This window comes from Leucobacter sp. WKLB1 (assembly GCF_059696215.1).
In genome coordinates this window covers 3478575-3498538 of sequence record NZ_AP046115.1, presented here as the reverse complement: position 1 = coordinate 3498538, position 19964 = coordinate 3478575, and the positions used below count along the sequence as shown (strand labels likewise).

General features: G+C 68.8%; 16 protein-coding genes and 4 pseudogenes. 15 read left to right on the top strand and 5 right to left on the bottom strand.

Features of this window, described 5'->3' with window-relative positions; all coding sequences use genetic code 11:
* The first annotated feature begins 47 nt into the window (after positions 1 to 47).
* The 3 genes and pseudogenes from ACZF5Y_RS16105 to ACZF5Y_RS16095 all read left to right on the top strand — a co-directional run bounded on the left by ACZF5Y_RS16105 (position 48) and on the right by ACZF5Y_RS16095 (position 2871).
* On the top strand, positions 48 to 698 hold the full coding sequence (locus tag ACZF5Y_RS16105; RefSeq protein WP_497533675.1) for an amino acid ABC transporter permease: 651 nt from the start codon (positions 48 to 50) through the stop codon (positions 696 to 698).
* Positions 695 to 1642, top strand: coding sequence for an amino acid ABC transporter permease (locus ACZF5Y_RS16100; protein ID WP_497533674.1), 948 nt, complete (start codon positions 695 to 697; stop codon positions 1640 to 1642). The genes ACZF5Y_RS16105 and ACZF5Y_RS16100 overlap by 4 nt, the downstream gene beginning before the upstream one ends.
* Positions 1643 to 1804: 162 nt before the next feature.
* A pseudogene (locus ACZF5Y_RS16095) lies at positions 1805 to 2871 on the top strand (pyridoxal-phosphate dependent enzyme).
* 18 nt (positions 2872 to 2889) lie between these two features.
* Here the strand turns inward: ACZF5Y_RS16095 and ACZF5Y_RS16090 are convergent.
* Positions 2890 to 3814: pseudogene (locus ACZF5Y_RS16090) on the bottom strand (IS481 family transposase); the annotation flags it as partial.
* Positions 3815 to 3876: 62 nt separating this feature from the next.
* On the opposite strand from ACZF5Y_RS16090, the gene ACZF5Y_RS16085 reads away from it, so the two are divergent.
* On the top strand, positions 3877 to 4017 hold the full coding sequence (locus ACZF5Y_RS16085) for a hypothetical protein (protein WP_497533672.1): 141 nt from the start codon (positions 3877 to 3879) through the stop codon (positions 4015 to 4017).
* Between the two features lie 926 nt (positions 4018 to 4943).
* Here the strand turns inward: ACZF5Y_RS16085 and ACZF5Y_RS16080 are convergent.
* Positions 4944 to 5489: an efflux RND transporter permease subunit gene (locus ACZF5Y_RS16080; protein ID WP_497533729.1), complete on the bottom strand. Its 546-nt coding sequence runs from the start codon at positions 5487 to 5489 to the stop codon at positions 4944 to 4946.
* On the opposite strand from ACZF5Y_RS16080, the gene ACZF5Y_RS16075 reads away from it, so the two are divergent.
* The 7 genes and pseudogenes from ACZF5Y_RS16075 (at position 5403) to ACZF5Y_RS16045 (ending at position 11785) form a co-directional block, all read left to right on the top strand.
* A complete protein-coding gene (locus tag ACZF5Y_RS16075) occupies positions 5403 to 5849 on the top strand; it encodes a hypothetical protein (protein WP_497535357.1) in 447 nt (148 codons plus the stop codon). The genes ACZF5Y_RS16080 and ACZF5Y_RS16075 overlap by 87 nt on opposite strands.
* A gap of 322 nt (positions 5850 to 6171) precedes the next feature.
* The gene (locus ACZF5Y_RS16070; protein ID WP_497533728.1) at positions 6172 to 6459 is read left to right on the top strand and encodes an MFS transporter; all 288 of its coding nucleotides are present in this window, start codon (positions 6172 to 6174) and stop codon (positions 6457 to 6459) included.
* 43 nt (positions 6460 to 6502) lie between these two features.
* Positions 6503 to 6745: pseudogene (locus ACZF5Y_RS16065) on the top strand (MFS transporter); the annotation flags it as partial.
* An 88-nt stretch (positions 6746 to 6833) separates the two neighbouring features.
* Positions 6834 to 6953 carry a hypothetical protein gene (locus ACZF5Y_RS16060; RefSeq protein ID WP_497533727.1) on the top strand — a complete coding sequence of 40 codons (120 nt, stop codon included), beginning with the start codon at positions 6834 to 6836 and terminating at the stop codon, positions 6951 to 6953.
* 174 nt (positions 6954 to 7127) lie between these two features.
* Positions 7128 to 7778, top strand: coding sequence for a Gfo/Idh/MocA family protein (locus ACZF5Y_RS16055; RefSeq protein ID WP_497533726.1), 651 nt, complete (start codon positions 7128 to 7130; stop codon positions 7776 to 7778).
* The gene (locus tag ACZF5Y_RS16050; protein WP_497533725.1) at positions 7775 to 8068 is read left to right on the top strand and encodes a Gfo/Idh/MocA family oxidoreductase; all 294 of its coding nucleotides are present in this window, start codon (positions 7775 to 7777) and stop codon (positions 8066 to 8068) included. The genes ACZF5Y_RS16055 and ACZF5Y_RS16050 overlap by 4 nt, the downstream gene beginning before the upstream one ends.
* A gap of 210 nt (positions 8069 to 8278) precedes the next feature.
* Positions 8279 to 11785 (top strand): annotated as a pseudogene (locus ACZF5Y_RS16045) (bifunctional proline dehydrogenase/L-glutamate gamma-semialdehyde dehydrogenase).
* Between the two features lie 178 nt (positions 11786 to 11963).
* Here the strand turns inward: ACZF5Y_RS16045 and ACZF5Y_RS16040 are convergent.
* Entirely contained in the window at positions 11964 to 12971 is a 1008-nt protein-coding gene (locus tag ACZF5Y_RS16040; RefSeq protein WP_497533724.1) for a sugar phosphate isomerase/epimerase family protein, read from the bottom strand.
* Between the two features lie 44 nt (positions 12972 to 13015).
* Positions 13016 to 14206, bottom strand: coding sequence for a Gfo/Idh/MocA family protein (locus tag ACZF5Y_RS16035; protein WP_497533723.1), 1191 nt, complete (start codon positions 14204 to 14206; stop codon positions 13016 to 13018).
* A 234-nt stretch (positions 14207 to 14440) separates the two neighbouring features.
* On the opposite strand from ACZF5Y_RS16035, the gene ACZF5Y_RS16030 reads away from it, so the two are divergent.
* From ACZF5Y_RS16030 to ACZF5Y_RS16015, 4 genes are all read left to right on the top strand, one after another.
* A complete protein-coding gene (locus ACZF5Y_RS16030; RefSeq protein ID WP_497533722.1) occupies positions 14441 to 15481 on the top strand; it encodes a LacI family DNA-binding transcriptional regulator in 1041 nt (346 codons plus the stop codon).
* Between the two features lie 310 nt (positions 15482 to 15791).
* Complete coding sequence (gene iolG / locus ACZF5Y_RS16025) at positions 15792 to 16805, top strand: inositol 2-dehydrogenase (RefSeq protein WP_497533721.1); 1014 nt, start codon at positions 15792 to 15794, stop codon at positions 16803 to 16805.
* A gap of 29 nt (positions 16806 to 16834) precedes the next feature.
* Positions 16835 to 17623 (top strand): TIM barrel protein, encoded by a 789-nt coding sequence (locus ACZF5Y_RS16020; protein WP_497533720.1) that lies wholly within the window; start codon positions 16835 to 16837, stop codon positions 17621 to 17623.
* 90 nt (positions 17624 to 17713) lie between these two features.
* Entirely contained in the window at positions 17714 to 18778 is a 1065-nt protein-coding gene (locus tag ACZF5Y_RS16015) for a LacI family DNA-binding transcriptional regulator (protein WP_497533719.1), read from the top strand.
* Positions 18779 to 18791: 13 nt separating this feature from the next.
* Here ACZF5Y_RS16015 and ACZF5Y_RS16010 read toward each other — a convergent pair whose 3' ends face one another.
* Positions 18792 to 19835, bottom strand: coding sequence for a LacI family DNA-binding transcriptional regulator (locus tag ACZF5Y_RS16010; protein WP_497533718.1), 1044 nt, complete (start codon positions 19833 to 19835; stop codon positions 18792 to 18794).
* Between the last annotated feature and the right edge of the window lie 129 nt (positions 19836 to 19964).

The window sequence follows — 19964 nt, the reverse complement described above, 5'->3', positions numbered from 1 at the left end:
CGGCGCACGCCGCCCCCGGGAGCCGCTCCGCAGAAGGGATCCAGCCCGTGGAAGTGCTGATCGCGAACGCCGGCGACATCCTCGCCGGATTCTTGATGACCCTGAGGCTATTGCTGTTCGGTGGCCTGGGGGCGCTGCTCATCGGCCTCATCGTGGCCGTCATGCGCATCTGCCCCGTCGCCTCGCTGCGTGCATTCGCCACGGTCTACACCGAGCTGATCCGCAACATTCCGCTCACCCTGTTGCTCCTGTTCATGGTGTTCGTGCTGCCGCTCATCGTGCCTGACAAGCCACCGTACGCGATCCTCGCGTCGATCGGCCTCGCTGTCTACACCTCCCCATTCGTTGCCGAGGCGCTGCGCAGCGGCATCAACGGTGTGCCGGTCGGGCAGGCCGAAGCGGCCCGTTCCATCGGTCTCGGCTTCGGGCAGACGCTTTCGCTCATCGTGCTGCCGCAAGCATTGCGCATGGTGGTTCCGCCGCTCATCAACGTGTTCATCGCTCTGACGAAGAACACCTCGGTGGCCGGCGGGTTCTTCGTGGTCGAGCTCTTCGCGACGGCCCGACAGCTGACGAACAGCAACGGTCAGGCGGTGATCCCGATTCTCGTCGGCGTCGCCTGCTTCTACCTCCTGATTACCATTCCGCTCGGTCTCATCGCCGGGCAGATCGAGAAGAAGGTGCGGGTGCTGCGATGAGTACCGCGACAGTTCTCTACGACGCCCCCGGCCCCAAGGCGCGGGTGCGATCCCGCATCATTTCAGTAGTGGGCGTTGTCGCGCTCGCCGCACTGCTCGGCTGGGTCGTCTGGCGCCTGGCCCAGCCGCAGATCGCGGTCAACGGCAACGAGACGCTCGGCATGTTCGACGGCTCGCGCTGGGATGTGCTGGCCTATGGCGAAGTGTGGCAGTTCATCGGCCGCGGCGTGCTGAATACGCTGCGCGCCGCCGCCGTTGCGATGGTCGGCGCCGTACTGCTCGGCATGCTGTTCGCCTTCGGGCGCCTCGCATCGTCGGCTCTGGTGCGCGTGCCCGTGACCGTGCTGCTCGAGTTCTTCCGCGGCATGCCCGTGCTGCTGATGATGCTGTTCATCTTGCTCGTCGCCTCGACCGGTGCCTTCTGGGCCGTCGTGATCGCACTCATCATCTACAACGGCGCGATCATCGGCGAGGCACTGCGGGCCGGCATCGTCGCGCTGAATAAGGGCCAGCGCGAAGCCGGCCTGTCAATCGGACTGACGCCGGTGCGCACCCGCTTGCTCATCGAGTTTCCGCAGGCGTTCACGCAGATGCTGCCGATCATTATCGCCCAGCTCGTCGTGCTGTTGAAAGACACCTCGCTCGGCTACATCGTGGCCTACTCCGAGCTCGCCTCGACGGTGAAGCAGGCGTCGACCTTCTACGGCAACCGCTACCTCTTCACCTTCTGGGTCGTGGCCGTCGTGATCTACCTCGCCATCAACCTCACCGTCTCATGGCTCGGGCGACGGGCCGGGCGGATGGCCGCGATGCGCAGCGGCAAGCCGGCGCCCGCCGCGAAGCGCGCCGCGGTGGCGGCAGCGGTCGGTGGCGAAATCGGCGCCGCGGGTGGTGCGGGCGGCGGCGTTGGCGGCGGGCCGGGGCCCGACGGGCCGAAGGCGTAGTGCGCTGGCGGCGCTGTTGCTGTAGCTGCGGCTGCGCCGCGCTGGATGCGATCGGGGTAACTTTCGACGGGTGTTGCCGCCCATTTGTGGCCGCGCACCCACCGCAACTTACCCCGATCGTGATCAGCATGGTGGGAGCACGGCGTTGCTAGGCTGCGCTGCATGAGCAGTGACGCCGCCTACGTCGACCCGACATCCGGAGCGCGTGTGCCGATCGAGGCGGGGCGCTGGCGTTCGCACGCTGGTGATCCGCTGCTGCTGACGCCTGGTGGCGGCATCACGGCTGCAGACATCGATGCGGGATCGCCCGGACTCTGGCGGTACCGCGCCGCCTTCGCGGTTGACGTACCCGACCCGATCTCGCTGGGCGAGGGGCGCACGCCGTTGGTGCCGACCGAGTGGCACGGTGCTCGACCGCTGTGCAAACTCGAGTGGGCGTCGCCGACGGGCAGCTTCAAGGATCGCGGGGCCAGCGTGATGCTCTCCGTGCTGCGGCAGCAGGGCGCGACGTCGGTGATCGAGGACAGCTCGGGCAACGGCGGTGCCTCGATCGCCGCGTATGGTGCCGCAGGCGGCCTTGACGTGACCGTCTTCGCGCGGCGTCGACCACGCCCGCGAAGCTCGTGCAGGCGCGCGCATATGGAGCGCGCATCGAACTCGTCGACGGGCTCCGCGAAGCCTCGCAGGCTGCGGCGATCGCAGCGGCTGAGCGCGGCGACGGTTGGTACGCGAGCCACAACTGGCAGCCGTTCTTTCTCGAGGGAACGAAGACGCTCGCTTACGAAATGTGGGAAGACCTCGGGTTCCGGGCTCCCGACGCCGTGGTGATGCCGGTCGGCGCGGGCAGCAGCCTGCTGGGGTGTGCGTTCGGGTTCCGTGAACTACTGCGAGTCGGCGCGATCGATCGCTTGCCGCGTCTGTATGCCGCGCAGCCCCTGCACTGCTCGCCGGTCGACGCGGCGTTCCACGTGAAACCGGCGCCCGGTGCGGCGGCCGCGCGGGCGGCGGCACTGCAGGCCGCGACCGCCCGCCCGGTGCTGCCGACGATCGCCGAGGGCACGGCGATCTCCCGCCCGCTGCGCCTCATGCCCATGCTCGAAGCGCTGCGTGAGAGCGGCGGAGGCACGGTCGCGGTTCCCGAGGCGGGGATCCGCTCCGCGCACGCCGGGTTCGCGGCGCGCGGGCTCTACACCGAGCCGACTAGCTGTACTGACCTCGACCGTTGTTGACGCGATCGATCGAGATTGGCCCCCGATACCGAGATGGGGCCTGTCCAGGTTGTAATAATCGAGCCAGGCAGTCAACCCTGCCCGGCGATCCTCGTTCGACGCCCACGGCCGCGCGTACGCCCACTCCGTCGCGAGTGTGCGATTCAAGCGTTCGACTTTCCCATTCGTCCACGGGCAATGCGGACGAATGAACCGTTGCGCGATGTTGTGAGCGTCAAGAACACCACGAACACTGCGGAGTGCCGGTATGCGAAAGCGTTATCGCTGATGACACGCTCGACCCGCACCCCAAGCAACGCATAGAACGCGATCGCACGCTCCAAGACCCCAGCCGCGGTAACACCTTTCTCATCATCGTGGATCTCGGCGTACGCGACACGCGAATGATCATCGATCACGGTATGGACATAGTCGTACCCGTGTCCCCGTTTCCGGTTCGGTCGTTCGCGACGACCGTGTAGCCGCCAACCGCCACCGTCGGGGATGCGGCCGAGTTTCTTGACATCGATATGGATCAACGAGCCTGGATGATCGTGCTCGTATCGGTTCGCGGATCGTCGTTCTGCGCGGATCCGAGTTCCCGTGACGGGATCGATATCGCGCAGCAATGGTTCCCGGTGGCGGCGCAGCACCCGTCCGACCGTCGAGGCGCATGCCGAGCTTGCCCGCAATGAAGACCGGGCCGCGGCGGGTCAACTCACGCATGATCCGCACACGACTTCCTCCGCGCACGCATTGTGCGGTTGGGATGCGTGTGCGTGATGCTGGACGATCTTTGAAGCCGACGATCCCCAACTCACGGAATCTGCGCCACCACCGCCACGCAGTCGCGCGAGAAATCGCCATCTCAGCGGCGACATGCGCGACCGCACGCCCGGACCGGATGCTGCTGAATCATGATCAAACGGCCCGCGGGAGCCAGTCGGGCGTTAGCGTGGGACATGAGAAGCCTCCGTGGTTCTAGATGTAGAACTACAGCTCCAACTCGACACCGGGGCTTCTCTTATGTCAACAACGATCCGGGTCAGTACAACTAGCGCGACGGCGGCTGCCGCACTCGAGGTGCTGGTCGAACGCGGGGCGATCCATCCCGACGAGACCACCGTGGTGCTGCTCACAGGGTCGGGGCTGAAGTCGGCCGGGTGATCCGCCGCTGCTCACTGCCCGGATCCGCGGAGGAGGCAACCACACCCGCTGGTGCGCCAACGCGCTAGGGCTTGGAGTCGCACTTCAACCTGCAGCGTCACCGCGGGCACCACCACCGCGTGCCGATTTTGCCGGTCGTACTTCCTGTCGAGTGGCCCGAAATTGCGGAGATTTATGCATCAGCGGACCGATTGGCTCGATCTCGGTCGCTCATGCGTGAATCTCCGCGGTGTGGGCGGGCGGGTGGGGGTGGTCTAGTGAGCGCCCCCGGGCTGGGGTGGTGGAGCTGGTTGTTGCTGGTTGTTGGCTGGTGGCTGCTGGCTGCTGCGCGGCTGGCGCGCTGATGGGCGAGAACCGCAGAGCGGGTACATTTTCGGAGGGTTGGCGATCTGCGCACACTCCGAAAGTGACCCCGCCCACACGTGGCGCGCAGCGCAGCGGAGGCCGACCGCGTTGGCGGCGCTGGCGGGGCGTCAGCGGCGTCAAGGGACGTCAGGAGCGTCAGCGGCATCCGGCCCCTCGCGCCGCACCCGACGAGTTTGCTGCATCTGCGCCACCCCCTTCGCGGCATGCTGCTCGGCCTGAAGCGCAGCTCGCGCCTCGCGCTCGGCAGTCCGCGCTTGGCGCTTCGCCGCCTTCGCGTCGACCTTCGCCGCGCGCTTTCTGCTTCGCCAACTGCGATCTGCCGCAAATGCCAGCTGGGCCTCGCGCGCCTCCGCCGCGCTCCTGCATCATCGGCACGACGCTTCGTGCGCTGTGCATCTCGGCGAGCGCGGCGCTCGGTCTGCTTGGTGAACTTGCGCTGATGGCCGCGCTCCATGAGCGTGTAGAAATAGGCACGAGGATGGAGGTCAGCAGCGTCGACGAGATGAGCCTGCTCATCACCACGATCGCCGCAGGCTTCGAGATCAACACGCCCCCGCCGGTCAGTCCGAAGCGACATCGGCATCAACGCGAACACCGTCGCCGCGGCCGACATCAGGATGGGGCGCAAGCGAAGACGTGTGCGGCAGGCTCCACGGCCTCGTTGAGCCCGGCGCCGCCTCGCGTAGACGGTTGATGAGGTCCATGAGCATGATCGCATCGGTGACGACGATGCCGATCAGCATCCCAGCAGGCCGATGCAGGGCTGGGAGGCCGAAGGGGGTGCCGGTGATGAGCAGGCCGAGGATCGCCCCGTCGCGCGCGAACGGGATCGAGATGAGATATACCAGCGGCCCGCGAAGCTGCGGAAGGTCGCGACCATCGACAAGCAGCACGAGCATGATCGCGCCGAGCATCGCGAGCCCGAGCCGCCCGCAACGCCTCGTCTTGTTCGGCAGACGCGCCGCCCTGCTCGAACGTGCGCCGGCTGGCAGGCATCGGCGTCGGCGATCGCCTCGTCGATGGCAAGCTGGGCGACCGCCAGTTGGCTGTCTTGCGGCGTCACCGTCAAGCGTTACCTGGCGCTCGCCGTCGGCGCGGGTGATCACCGGGGTGGTCAGCTCCTCCTCAACGGTGGCGATGGCCGAGAGCGCAATCGCGCTGCTGGTGATCTCGGCCGCCGCCTTTCGCTCGGCCTCGGCGGCTTCGGCTTCGGCTTGCTGCGTGGCCGCTTCGCTTTCCGCGCGTTGCGCAGTGCAGCGATCTGCTCATCGATGCCGGCGATGCCGCGCCTGAGCGCTTTCGATTGCGCGCTGCAGCCCGGCGAGCTGCTCGGTGGTGTCGATTTGCGCCTGCACGGCGGCCTCGGCCTCCGGGCTGAGCGGGGTTTCAGGCACGATGGTGGGGCCGACAGCGCGGCGAGCTGCGCGTTCAGCTCACCAATCTGCCCGACGAGCTCGGCGCGCTGATTCGTGGCGCCGGCGATCTGGCGCGGCCCACATCGGTTCTCGGCCTTGACCTGAGCCTCCTCGGCCTTCGCCTTTGCCTGTTCTTCCAGCGCATCGGCAGCTGCCTTTTGGGCCGCAGCGGTCTTGCTGCGCCGTGACGGGCAGGTCGTCGGCCAGCTGGCCGCGTTCGTCGTGAACGCCATCATCGGCAACGTGCGGGGCCAACATCGTCGACAGCTGGTGCGTCATGTTCGCCGTTGCGCGCTCCCCGCGATCGCGCTGAATCTTCGGCATGCTGCGCATGCCCTAATCGTCCTGCTGGCGCGCATCCGCGGCGACTTCGATGGCGCCGAAGCGCGTACTTGCGACCGTGCGCACCCCCGAGCGAGCCGCTGCAGAGACCGCCGACCTGCGAGCACTCGTCGAGGAGGAGCGCGGTGAGGAGCACCTCGCTGGCGCGCGATCCTCTCGAACCGCAACCTGCTCAAGATCGTCTTCATCGGCATCGGCCTTGGGCATCGCGCAGCAGCTGACCGGTATCAACTCGATCATGTACTTCGGCAGCCAGGCGCTCGAGCAGTCGGGCTTCTCGCACAACCCGCCCTCATTGCCAACGTCGCGCCCGGGGTGATCGCCGTGATCGGCGCGATCATCGCCCTGCACATGATGACCGCATCGATCGCCGCAAAACCTTCATCATCGGGTTCACGCTCACCACCATCAGCCACTCGCTGATCGGCATCGCTTCGCTCACGCTTCCCGAAGGCAGCGCGGTGCGCCCCGGGATCATCCTGGCCCTCGTAGTCATCTTCGTGGGCTCCATGAAGACCTCCTTGAACGTCGCACCGCGCGTGTGCCTCTCGGAGATCTTCCCGCCGCATATGCGCGGCATCGGTATGGGCATCTCGGTCTTCGCGCTGTGGATCATGAACGGCATCGTCGCGCTCTTCTTCCTGCCGCTCGTCGACGGCGTCGGCATCGAGCACCTTCTTCGTCTTCGCCGTCGTGGGAGCCCTCGCCCTCTTCTTCGTGTGGAAGTGGGTGCCGAAGACCCGCGGGCGCACACTCGAAGCGCTCGAGGAAGAAGTGACCACGGGCATGATCTACGTGCCACGAAAGAAGTAAGGATTACGGCGGGTGGCGCATCAGCGCCACCCGCCGTTGTTATCGGTGCGGGTGCACACCCGCGTGCGATCGAAAGGATCACCGATGCGCATCGGACTGTCGGATTTGGGTCGGCGGACGACTGTTTCACCTGCCCTATATTCAGGCTGCGGAAGCGAACGGGAGCTCGTGGGCGTGGTCGCTCGCGCGGAGGCGACGCGTGCGTCGCTTGCAGAGGCGGCCCCCGGGGTCGAGGCGTTCGCTTCGCTCGATGAACTCATCGACGCGGGCGTTGACGCCGTTGTCATCACGAGGCCTCCGGCGACCCGCCGCGAGCTCGTGCTCCGTGCGCTCGAGCGCGGCGTGCACGTGGTCGCCGACAAGCCGTTCGCGCCCGACGCCGAGACGGCCCGCGAGCTCATCGCTGCGGCCGATGCCGCCGCGCGTGTGCTCACGGTCTTCCACAACCGGCGCTGGGACACCGACCTCGTGACGTTGCGCTCCGTGCTCGACTCGGGTGTGCTGGGGCCGGTGTGGCGGGCGGACTTCGCGCTTGAGCAAGACGACCGCACCGTGCTCGATCAGGGCCCCGACGAGGGCCTGCTGCGCGACCTCGGTGCGCACGTCGTCGACCAGCTCACGCAGCTCTTCGGCCCGGTCGCGCGCGTCGACGCGCACCTCGACTGGGTCGGTGCGGGCGACGAGCGGGTCGATGTCGGGTTCTTTCTCGGTCTGCACCACGCCTCGGGGGTCTTCAGTTCGGTGTCGTCGACCAAGGGCGCGCGCCGTCAGGATCGCCGTATGATCGTGCCACCGTACTCGAGGGCAACGACGAGTCGCACATGAGCGACGTGCAGTTCGAGCAGTTGCTCGCCGGGCTGCGACCGGCAACCGACGCCGACGTCTGGGGCGTCGAAGCCGAGGAGCGCTGGGGCGTGCTGACGGTCGGCGCGGAGCCGATCCGCGTCCCCTCGCTGCGCGGCGACTACAGCGATTTCTACCGCGACCTGCATCGCGCAATCGCCTCGGGCACCGCGCCCTCGGTCACCCTTGACGAAGCGCTGCACACCGTATCGGTGCTCGACGCGGCCCGTGAGAGTGCGGTGACGGGGGAGCGCGTCTCCGTCTCGCAATGAAGCAAATCTGAACGGTAATGCACCGAATTCCTCGCTTTTCTTGAATCGCGGGGCGCGAGACGATGGCAGCAGTCACTACTCGAGCCCGCACGCGTGCGCGCTGATTCGGAAAGGCCGCTCGTGACCCCCACCGCAGCCGGCAGTGTTGCCCACCCGTCACCTTCCGAGGCGACTGGCCAGACCCGTCCGCAGGAGCTCGCGGATGCCGCGATCGCCCTGGTGCAGCGGTGGCTGCGCGAGGCCGCCGAAATTCCGGCGGACGCCTCAGCGGAGCGCCTCGCCGGGGTGCTCAAAGACCCGAACGGTCTCGCCTTCACCGTCGGATTCGTCGACGGCGTCGTGCGGCCCGAAGATCTGGGGGCAGCGGCGAGCGACTGCGCGAGCTCGTGCCGCTGACCCCGTCGTTCTCCCCGCGCCGATGCGGGGCGCGATCGGCCTCGGCGGTGCGCTCGCCGCCCCGTTCAAGGGTGCCGTCGTGCCGATCGCCCGTCGCGTGCTGCGCGAGATGGTCAGCCACCTGATCATCGATGCGACCGACAGCAAGCTGGGGCCGGCGATCGCGAAGATCAAGCGCGACGACGTGCGCTTGAATCTCAATCTGCTGGGTGAGGCGATCCGCGGCGAGCATGAAGCCGAGCGGCGTCTCGCCGGCACCCACCGGCTGCTGGCCCGCGATGATGTCGACTACGTCTCCATCAAGGTGTCGGCGACCGTCGCCCCGCACAATCATTGGGCCTTCGACGAAGCCGTGCAGCACATCGAGCACCAGCTGCTGCCGCTCTTCGAGCGCGCGAACACGGCGAGCCCGCAGAAGTTCATCAACCTCGACATGGAGGAGTACAAAGATCTCGACCTGACCCTCGCTGTGTTCATGCGGATGCTGAATCGCCCCGAGTTCCGCGATCTCGAGGCCGGCATCGTGCTGCAGGCCTACCTGCCCGATGCGCTCGGGGCGATGATGCGGTTGCAGCAGTGGGCCGCGACCCGCGTGGACGCCGGGGGAGCTCCGATCAACGTGCGCATCGTGAAGGGGGCGAACCTGCCGATGAAGCAGGTCGACGCCGCGATGCACGGCTGGCCGGTCGCGACGTGGAGCTCGAAGCAGCAGAGCGACACGACAACAAGGCGGTCATCGACTACGCACTCACCGCCGAGCGCGTGCGCAACGTGCGCATCGGGGTCGCCGGGCACAACCTCTTCGACATTGCGCTTGCGTGGCTGCTGGCGCAGGCGCGCGGCGCGACCTCGGGGGTCGAGTTCGAGATGCTGCTCGGTATGGCGACCGGTCAGGCCGAAGCGGTGAAGCGCGAGGTCGGATCGCTGCTGCTCTACACGCCCGTCGTGCACCCGCAAGAGTTCGACGTCGCGATCGCCTATCTCATCCGCCGCCTCGAGGAGGGCGCGAGCTCCGAGAACTTCATGTCGGCGGTGTTCGAGCTGAACGATGCACCGGAGCTGTTCGCGCGCGAACAACAGCGCTTCCTCGCTTCGCTCGCCGACCTCGAAGCGATCACGGCCGATGGTGCGCCCGAGCACTTCGCGGTGCCCGCCGCGAACCGGCAGCAGGATCGCCGCACCTTCGACTCTGACGGCGTCGAGGGGCGGGTCGACGCCCGAGTCGCCGCAGGCCGCTCGGGTGCCTTTGACAACGCGCCCGATACCGACCCAGATCCGCCGGGCAACCGTGTCTGGGGTCGCGCGATCGCCGAACGCATGGTCGAATCGCGTCTCGGCATCGATCTCGTCGCTCAGCGGAGGTCGCCGACCAGACGCGCTCGATGCGATCATTGCGCGCGGAGTGCAGGCCGCCGAGGGATGGCAGGCGCTCGGTGCCGATGAGCGCGCCCGCATCTTGACCCGCGCCGACGAGCGTCTCGAGGCGAAGCGCGCCGAGCTGCTCCAGGTCATGGGGGCGGAGTGCGGCAAGACGCTCGATCAGGGCGACCCGGAGGTGAGCGAAGCCATCGACTTCGCGAACTACTACGCGATGCTCGGGCAGATGCTGCCGCAGGTCGACGGGGCCGTGTACCAGCCGCAGCGCCTCATCGCGGTGATTCCGCCGTGGAACTTTCCGGTCGCGATTCCGGCGGGCGGCGTGCTCTCGGGCCTCGCCTCAGGGGCGTCCGTGATCATCAAGCCCGCGTCGAATGCCGCGCGCTCGGCGCCATCATGATCGAGGCGCTCTGGGAGGCCGGTGTGCCGCGCGACGTGCTGCAGCTCGTGCAGTTTCCCGACCGCGTGCTCGGCTCAGCCCTGGTCGCCGACCCGCGAGTCGATCGGCTGATCCTGACCGGCGCATACGAGACCGCGGCTCGCTTCCGCGACCTGCGCCCCGATCTGCCGATCCTCGCCGAGACCAGCGGCAAGAACGCGATCATCGTCACCCCGAACGCCGACCTCGACCTTGCGGCGAGAGACGTCGCCCTCTCGGCCTTCGGCCATGCGGGGCAGAAGTGCTCGGCGGCGTCACTCGTGATTCTCGTCGGCTCGGTGGCGACGTCGAAGCGCTTCCGTGGGCAGCTGCTCGACGCGGTGCGATCGCTCACCGTCGGCACCCCCGACGACCTCGACACTCAAATGGGCCCCATCATCACGGCGCCCGAGGGCAAACTGCTGCGGGGGTTGACCACGCTCGGACCGGGGGAGCGATGGCTCATCGAACCGGCTCCCATCGAAAGCGACCATCCGCTCGCGCAAGACCGTCACGGTGCGACGAAACTGTGGACGCCCGGCGTGCGCGAGGGGGTGCGACGGGGTTCGGAGTACCACCTCACCGAGTACTTCGGGCCGATTCTCGGCATCATGACCGCCGAGACGCTCGACGAAGCCATCGACCTGGTCAACGACATCGACTACGGACTCACTTCGGGGCTGCACTCGCTCGACCGCGACGACCTCGACCTGTGGCTGCGCCGCGTGCAGGCCGGCAACCTCTACGTGAACCGCGGCATCACCGGCGCGATTGTGCGTCGGCAGAGCTTCGGCGGCTGGAAGAAGTCGGCCATCGGCGCCGGCACCAAGGCGGGCGGCCCCAACTACCTGCACGGGCTCGGCGACTGGATCGACGCACCCGTCAACGCTCCGCTGCGCGCCCCGCGCCCACGGGCCGCACGACTGCTCACCGCGGCCGAGCGCGCGGGCGTCGCGGGCGCCGAACTCGCGTGGTTGCGCGCGGCGCTCGGCTCAGACGCGCAGGCATGGGATGACGAGTTCGGTATCGCCAGAGACGCCTCGCAGCTCGGCATCGAGGTCAACGCGCTGCGCTACCTTCCCGTATCGACCATCGTGCGCTGGGCCGCGGACGCGGCGCCGCATCACGCGGTGCGCGTCATCGCCGCCGCGCTCGCCGCAGGGGCCACGCCGCAGCTCAGCACGCCGGTCGCGCTGCCCGCGCCGATCGCCGAAGCGCTCGCAGCAGCAGGGGTGCAGGTCGCGTACGAAGATGCCGAGGCCTGGGCTGCGCGCCTGCGCCGGCTCGCCGCGCAGCAAGGGCCGACCGCCGGAGCGCGCGTGCGCATCGTCGCGGGCGACTCCCGCACGGCGGAGGTGGCCGCCGTCATCGCCGCGACCGGAGGTGTGCCCGACATCGCGGTCTACGGCGGGCCCGTAGTGTCGGCCGGCCGCGTCGAGATGCTGCCGCATCTGCACGAGCAGGCCGTGTCGATCACCGCGCATTGCTTCGGCACGCCGAATGCGCTGTCGGAGGGGTTGCTGTAGGTCGCAAGCGGCCGCATCGCCACCCCGTCCGCGACTATGTTGCCCGTGGCTCCGCCCCGCCTCGCCCGCGATTCGAGCGGGGTCACTTTCGGAGGGTGTCGGCCATGCCGCACCCTCCGAAAGTGACCCCGCTGCCAGAGAGATGGGGCGGAGCCGCACGAGGCGGCTCAGAGCCCCGCTACAGCGAGGCCTGCAGCGCCGCGTCGGCGTCGCGCAGCACCTTCGCCGCGACCTCAAGCCCTTCGATGCGGCCGAGCGACAGGTCTTCGTGCTCGATGTTGACCCACATCTGGGGGTCGACCTCGTGGATCGCGCGCAGGAACTCGGTCCAGAACGCGGTGTCGTGCCCCTTGCCGAGCGCCACGAAATCCCACGCCGACCGCTTCGGCCACTCGTTGGCCCACTCGTCGCCGCCCAGGTTGGTGCGTGGTTCGTCGGCGCCGAGGCGGCGGAAGGAGTTGTCGAGCACGCCGTTGAGCGCGGCCCACTCGGGGTTCACGCGTACGTCTTTCGCCGCGGCGTGGAACACGAGCTCACCGAGGTGGCGCACGACGGCGACCGGGTCCATCTGCTGCCAGAACAGGTGCGAGGCATCGAGTTCGACACCGACGTGCGTCGCGCCGGTCAGCTCAATGAGCTTGTGCACGTCGGCGGAGTTGAAGACGAGGTTCTGCGGGTGCAGCTCAAGGGCGACTTTGACGCCGTGCTCGGCGGCGAAGCGGTCGGTCTCGCGCCAGAACTTCGCGGCGACCTCCCACTGGTAGTCGAGCACGTCGAGTGCTGCCGAGTTCCAGGCGTTGACCACCCAGTTGACCACGGTGGCGCCGGGCTCGCCCCCGGGCAGTCCCGACATGGTGACCACGCGATCCTGCCCCAACCGCTCGGCGAGCTGGATCGACCGCCGCACGTCACCTGCGTGCGCATCGCCGATGGCGGCCTTCGGGTGCAACGGATTGCCGTTGCAGTTGAGGCCGGCGATGGAGACCCCGGTGCCGTCAAAGAGGCCGAGGAAGTCGTCGCGTGCAGCGTCGGATTCGAGGATCTGGTCGAAGGTGGGGATGTGCAGGGACGGCAGGAATCCGCCCGAGTTGAGCTCGATGCCGGTGAGGCCGAGGTCGCGGACGACCTCGATGGCCTCGGGCAGCGTGCGGTCGTGGAGAATTGCGTTGTAGACGCCGAGTTTCATGGGAGCGCTCGTTTCTGGGGTTGTCAAGTTCGGGGTGTGCGGGATCAGCGGACCGCGACCGCTGCGCCGCCGTGGGCTGCCGACTCTGCGACGGCCGCGAGAAACTCCATGTTGTGCACGCCGTCGTCGAAGCTCTTGCAGCGCGGCAGCGATTCGGCGGCGGGGATGCCGGCGACCTCTTCGAGGAACGCGCGCGCCTGGTGCACGAACAGGTCGTTCTGGCCGATGCCGACGCCGGGGGCGTCCATCGCCCAGCCGCCCGCGTAGTGCGGGTGCGCCGGGCCGAGCGGAATGGTGCGGTAGCCGGCGACATCGGCTTGCTCGTCGTGCAGCATGACCTCGACCTGTGCGGGGTTGGTCTGCGACCAGCGAGCCGCGCCGCGCGAGCCGAAGACCTCGAGGTAGATGTCGTTCGGGTGCCCGGCGGCGACTCGTGACACCTCGATCGTGCCGACGCAGTGCGCGAACTCGGCGTTGAATGTGGCGTAGTCGTCGTTGGTGACGGGAGCGGTCTCGTCGCTGACGTTGCCGCGGCTGTGGCCGACGACCTGGCCGAGCGGCTTCGGGCGCTCGGTGATCGCGGTGTGGAAGCGGCCCCCCGAGACCTCGCGTACGGGGCCGCAGAGGTACTCGGCCACGTAGCTCAGGTGGCTGCCCACGTCGCCGAGCGCGCCGGAGCCGGCCGGACCCTGGTAGCGCCAGCTGATGGGCGCATCGGGGCGGCAGCCGTAGTCGGTCCAGTAGCGGCCCGAGAAGTGCTGTACGTCGCCAAGACGCCCGTCGTCGATGAGTTTGCGCAGGAAGGCGATGCCCGGGGCGCGGAGGTAGCTGAAGCCGATGCGCGCGATCGTGCCCGTCGCGTCGGCGGCGCGTGCGACGTCGGCCATGGCGCGCGCGTCTTCGATCGTGTCGCTGAGCGGCTTCTCGCAGAGCACATGCTTGCCGGCGGCGAGCAAGCCCTCGACAATCTCGCGGTGCAGGGAGTTGGCGACGACAACGCTCACCACGTCGATGTCGTCGGCCGCGGCGATGTCGCGCCAGTCGGCGACGTGCCGCTCGAATCCGAATCGCTTCGCGGTCTCTTCACCGAGCGGCGCAAAGACGTCGCCGATGGCGACGAGGCGGATCTCGGGCAGCACGGGGGAGTAGAGGGTGGAGGCTGCACGGTACGCGGCGGCGTGGGCTTTGCCGGCCATGCCGGCTCCGATGACGGCGACGCCGATGGATGCGTTCACGAGGTTCCTTTCGAGGGGCTTCATTGCTGCGAGAACGTGAGCGCTGTTAGTGTTGGAGCGCTCCAATCGGAATTACGGTAACCCTGGTTTCATGTCCTGTCAATACGGCGCGCGGGGGGCTCGAGGCTGCCGTAGTCTGGGGCAGCGCACGTATGCAGGGCACCGCCTCTCGGGGGCTCCTGGCCCGCCCGCGGCGCGCTCCAAACGACTGCACCCCGACTGAAAGGCGCTCGCATGCGACGTCCGACGATCTACGACGTCGCCGAGCGCGCCGGGGTATCGAAGTCGCTCGTCTCGCTGGTGCTGCGCGATTCCCCGAAGGTGAGCGACGAGAAGCGGTCGGCCGTGCTCGCAGCGGTGGCCGAGCTCGACTACACGCCGAGTCGCCTGGCAGCGGGCCTGGCCGGCACGCGGACCCGCAGTATCGGCGTCGTCATCGACGACTTCGCCAACCTGTGGTTCGTCGAGGCGCTGGCCGGGCTGCGAGCAGCGCTTGAGCCTGGCGGGTACGCGCTCAGTGTGGCCGATGCGCGGCTCAACGCTCACCTCGGCGTCGACCCGATCGATGCCTTCCGCGCGCTCCGCGTCGACGGCATCGTGCTCGCCGGTGAGGCCAGTGCCGCGGCGGTTGCGCGGGCCGGCGTGCCCGCGGTGATCCTCGGCACTCGTGCGCTCGAGGCGCCCGAACTGCCCGTCATTGCGAGTGACGAGGTCGAAGGGGGGCGACTGGCGACCCTGCATCTGCTCGAGCTCGGACATCGGCGCATCGCCTGCGTCAGTGGCCCGGGTGCCAGCGCCGCCGCGCGAGAGCGGGGGTACCGGGAGGCGATGGCGCAGGGCGGCCACGCGGTGCACGTGGTCACGGCGACTGAGACCTCGGAGCGCGAGGCCCGTGATGCAGCCGTCGAACTGTTCACTGCCCGGCGGCGTGATGGCGCGACCGGCGCTGATGCCCCCACCGCCGTCTTCGCGGTCAACGATCCGATGGCGGTCGGTGTGATGGGAGCCGCCTACGATGCCGGGCTTGTGGTGCCGGAAGACCTCTCGGTGATCGGATACGACGACTCGCCGCTCGCGGCATACGGCATCGTGGCTCTGTCGACGATGAGCGGCGATCCGCGCGAGCTCGGTGAAGCCGCTGGCGAGGTGCTGCTTGCAGAACTCGGGGTGGGCAGAACGGGTCGGGGCGGCTCTGCGGCATCGGGTGCCGGATCGCGCATCTTCGCCCCCCAGCTCGTGATTCGGGCCTCGACCGCCGCAGTCGCCCGCGAGTAGGGTGAGATTCCGCTGCCGCTCCGGTCATGTGGGGGCTTTCGATGGTGTGGTCAACAAGCTCGCGGACATCGACCTGGCGGTGCTTCCAGGGTTCATCGCCGTTGCCTGGCTCGCGGCGACGACCCCTTGCCCGGGCGACCGCAGATCTCGCCGATGACGTGACCGTGACGCGCCCATGACGCTGCGGTTTCGCGGCCGCGGTTGAGGCGCTACACTCGCTTTGTCACATCAAATTAGCTCGTGCTAGTACCTGGCGCCCGACACCCGACGCCGACGCAGGGCCAGCACCCCATCGCAAGGGACCACCGCAATGACGCAGACCCCCGTTCGCTTCGGACTCATCGGCACCGGCCGCATCGGCCAGGTGCACGCAGCCAGCATCGCAGCGTCGCCGAACGCCACGCTCGCGTGGGTCGCCGACCCGTTCGTCGACGGCGCACGCAGCATCGCCGAACGCTACAGCGCCACTGCCACCGAGTCGGCCGAGGCGCTGATCGCCTCGGGTGAGATCGACGCGGTGCTCATCGCCTCTCCGACCCCCACGCACGTCGATCTCATCGAGGCCTCGGTGCGCGCGGGCCTGCCGGTGCTCTGCGAGAAGCCGATCGACCTCGACATCGCGCGCGTCGACGCCCTCAGCCCGCTCGTTGCCGAAGCCGGCGTGCCGGTCGCGCTCGGCTTCAACCGCCGCTTCGACCCGAACCACGGCGCCGCTCGCGCGCGGGTGTACGCCGGCGAGATCGGCAATCTGGAGCAGCTGATCATCATCAGCCGCGATCCCGCAGCCCCGCCCGCCGACTACGTCGGCATCTCGGGCGGCATCTTCCGCGACATGACCATTCACGACTTCGACATGGCGCGCTTCTTCGCCGGCGACGACGCGATCGTCTCGGTCACGGCAACCGGCACGCGCACCTTCGACCCGGGCGCCCGCGAACACGGCGACTTCGACACCGCTGTTGCGACGTTGCGCACGCAGAGCGGCGCCGTCATCACCATCGTGAACTCGCGCCACAGCGCGGTCGGCTACGACCAGCGCATCGAGGCGTTCGGTGCGCGCGGCATGCTGCAGGTCGGCAACCCGCAGACCAACACGGTGGTGGTGTCGACGGCCGACGCGGTCGAGGCTCGGCCCGCGTACCCCGAGTTCTTCTTGGAGCGCTACGCCGAGGCGTACTCCGCCGAGCTCGAAGAGTTCGTGCGGCTCGTGCGCGGAGAAGCGTCGACCAGCCCGACCTTCGCCGACGGGCGGGCCGCGCTGATCCTCGCCGATGCCGCGCAGCGATCCGCCGAAACCGGCGTCGCGGTCGCGGTCGAGCTCTGAACGCCACGGTTCGAGCGCAGGATCGCCGCATGACCTATCGCCTCGCCGCGTGCGCAGAAATGCTCTTCGTCGACCTTCCGTTCGTGGAGCGCGTGCAGCGCATCCACGAGCGCGGGCTGCTCGTAGAGATCTGGGACTGGAGCACGAAAGACCTCGCGGCGCTCGCCGCCACCGGAGCCGAGTTCTCATCGATGACGGGGTATCTGCGCGGAGACCTGACCACCGCCGACGGCCGTCGCGAATTGCTCGCCACCGCGCGTGAATCGCTCGCGGCCGCAGAGATCATCGACTCGCCGCGCCTGAACCTGCACGGAACCGGCCTGGGCGAGGGCGGCCTGCCGGTCGTGCCGCACGAGTACGTGACCGGCGCCGACTGGGTGCACGCGGCCGAGACGCTGCGTCAGGTCGCCGAACTCGGCAGGGCGGCCGGGCGCACCTTCGTGCTCGAAAACCTCAACCTCGCGGTTGACCACCCGGGCACCCCGTTCGCCCGTGCCGCCGACACGCTCGCGCTCGTGCGGGCGGTCGACCACCCCAACCTGCGCCTGAACCTCGACCTCTATCACGCGCAGATCGGTGAGGGGAACCTCGTCGAACTGGTGCGGGAGGCGCAGCCCTGGATCGGCGAGATCCAGGTCGCCGACGTACCGGGGCGCTGCGAGCCGGGCACGGGCGAGATTCGCTACGAAGCCGTGGCTCGGGCACTCCGCGACCTCGGATACGACGGGGTGATCGGCATGGAGGCCTGGGCGAGCGGCGATCCCGAGGCCGCTCTCGACGCGTTCACCGCCGCGTTCGGTGCGGGTGGCGCCGCGTAGGCGATCCGGCACCGCGGTCACCCTCGCGACCTTCAGCACGACCCTCCTCGCCACCCGACCCCTAAGATGAACGGGACGCGAGGAGGGTCGATGACTGAGCAGACGAGGGCACCCGAGAGCGGCCCGACCGCACCTGCGCGCCCGCCGACGATTCGCGACGTCGCCCGTGTCGCGGGCGTCTCGAAGTCGCTCGTCTCGCTCGTGTTCACCGGCGGCGACAACGTCAGCGAGGAGCGTCGACTGCGCGTGCTGCACGCCGCCGCGCAGCTCGGCTACCGCCCCAACCTCGTTGCCCAGTCACTCTCGTCAGGGCGCCGCGACATCGTCGCGATTCTCGTCTCGAACCTGCACAATCCGCTCTTCGCCGAGATCGTGGGTGCCGCGAAGGCGCGGCTCGCCGAGGCGGGGAAACGCACGATGATCGTGAGCGCGCAGGTCGACGACGGCGCGGGTGGCACGGTACTGGATCGCGACAACCTCGACGTGCTCCGCGATCTGCGCCCGTCGGGCCTCATCACCGTCGGCACCATTCCCGAGTTCACCGAACTGGCCGGGCTCACCGCCGCGATGCCCACCGTCGTGGCCAGCGCGATCGACGCCACTGCCGACGTTGTCGCGACCGTGCGCACCGACGATGTGGCGGGGCTCGACCTCGTCGTCGACCACCTCGTCGGTCAGGGCGTCTCGCGCATCGCGTTCATCGGCGGCGACGGCGGCACCGTGTCGGCCTCGCGCGAAGCGGCGTTTCGCGCCGCGGTCGAGCGCCGTGAGTTCGGTGCGCGCGCCTGGGTCGAGCGCGCCGACTTCACCGAGGCGGGCGCGCGCCGGGCGGTGGAGCGACTGCTCGCCGCCGACCACCTGCCCGAGGCGATCATCGCGGTCAACGACCTCACCGCGATCGGCGTCATCACGGCACTCGAAGCGGCCGGCATTGCGGTGCCGAGCGGGTGCCGCGTCGCCGGCTACGACGACACGACACTCTCGGCGATCCCGCGCATCTCGCTCACCAGCGTCGACCCTGACAACCGTCGCATCGGGCGCGAAGCGGCGGAGGCGCTGCTCGATGCGCTGGAGGCTGCGGTGTCGGGCGAGGCATCGGCGACCGCGGGTGAAATCCTGATTCCGCCGACGCTCGTGGTGCGCGCCTCGGCGTGAGTGCGACGACGCGCTAATGCCCGCGCGGTGCCGCGGTGCTCGCCCGCACCGTCAGCGTCGGCGATACCTGGTGGATCGCGGGTGCCCCGCCTGGCGCAGTGAGCCTGGCATGCACCGTCTCGATGGCCAACTGCGCCATACGATCGGTGTCTGCGCGCACCGAGGTGAGATCTATATGCGGCAGCGCGGCAGCCGTACTGTCGTCGAATCCGATGATCGAAACGTCGTCTGGCACTCGAACTCCCGCCCGCACCAGAGAATGCATGACCCCGATCGCACAATGATCATTCACGCAGACGAGAGCAGTCGGGCGTGGGGCAGCCGGCGATACCGACAGCAGCGCCTGGGCGGCTCGGTGCCCGCCGAGTTCTGACTGGTCGCTGTCGATCACGCGCGCCTCCAGACCCGCCGCCGCCATCACCGACTCGTAGGCGTGCAGCCGCGACGCAGAGTTGGGGCCGGTCTCCGACCCCACGTACGCAATCGCGGTGTGTCCTTGCGCGATGAGATGGTCGATGGCAAGTGCGATCCCGCGCTCATTTTCGACATCGACACGGTCGTGGGGTTCGGGTGAGGTCGGCCCGCCGAGCAGCAGCGTGGGGATTCCGGGCGGCAGATCGGTGAGCACGTTCGTGCGCGAACTCGCACTCCTGTCGATGCCGGCTCCCGAGTCGAGCACGATGAGCGCTTCGATGCGCTGACGCATCAGCCCCGCGAGTGCGGGCTCGAGGTCGCGGTGCTCGCCCATGGTGCCCAACGCCAGGGTGTAACCGTGTTGCGCGGCGTGGCGGTACAGCGCGTCGACGAGGTCGACCTCGAACGGCTGGCGCATCGTGAAGAGCACACCGAGTTGCCCGCTGCGGCGACGGCGCAGCATTCGGGCGGAGTCGTCGGGGTGGTAGCCGATCTCGCGGGCGGCAGCCAGGATGCGCTCGCGCGACGCCTCACTGGCGCCCGGAGCACCGCGAAGCACGATCGAGACGAGCTGCCGCGACATGCCGACGCGCTCGGCGACATCGCGCATGGTGGGGCGGGAGGCCGGCTCAGGGGTGCTCACGCTCCCATGGTGCCATGCGCGGGTGGTTGCCCGCCGCCCTTCTGCCTTGGGGCCCTCCTGCCCTTGCGGCCCTCCAGCCTCTGCGGCCCGTCATTCCTCAGCCGAACGCTCCCTTTCTCGCCGAGGGCT